Source organism: Blastomonas sp. UPD001 (assembly GCF_003426715.1).
Lineage (GTDB): Bacteria > Pseudomonadota > Alphaproteobacteria > Sphingomonadales > Sphingomonadaceae > Blastomonas.
In genome coordinates, this window is sequence record NZ_QKVT01000122.1 from 1 (window position 1) to 556 (window position 556).

Consider the following 556-nt stretch of genomic DNA (forward strand, 5'->3'; position numbering starts at 1 on the left):
GGTGAAGGGGTTCATCTCCATCGCGCCGCCGGCCAATCTCTATGACTTCGGCTTCCTGGCGCCCTGCCCTTCCAGCGGGATCATCGTGCAGGGAACGTCGGACGAGGTGGTGACGGAGCCTGCGGTGCAGAAGCTGGTCGACAAGCTGAAGACGCAGAAGCACATCACGATCGATTACGAGAAGATCGACGGGGCGAACCATCATTTTGCGGCCGAGATGGACGAGATGATGGGGACGGTGGAACGCTACCTGGACCGGCGGCTGCTGAGCGGGCGGTAGCTCCCCCGCGAATCGGGTCGAGGGATAATGCAGATTAGTGTTTCGGTTTTGTGACGGCCCGTTGACATGTTGGTGACACAGGCATAGCTTCCGTTGTGGAGGGAGCATGTGGCGCATGCCCATGTGAGGCGAGACCGCCTTCGGCAGAGGCCCGATGCTCCCGGCGTGACAGCTCCAATCCAGGGGCTCACGCGCAAGGGAGACTTGGTGATGCGTGGTTTCGGACTTGTGCTTGCAGCTGTCTCGGCCCTCGTGGCGGTGCCGGCTGCGGCGTCG

Annotated in this window: 1 protein-coding gene; it reads left to right on the forward strand. The window is 62.4% G+C overall.

What is annotated here, in order from left to right; genetic code table 11:
- A partial coding sequence (locus DM995_RS19435; protein ID WP_502696626.1) for an alpha/beta hydrolase occupies positions 1–280 on the forward strand: 280 nt, incomplete at its 5' end.
- Positions 281–556 lie beyond the last annotated feature (276 nt).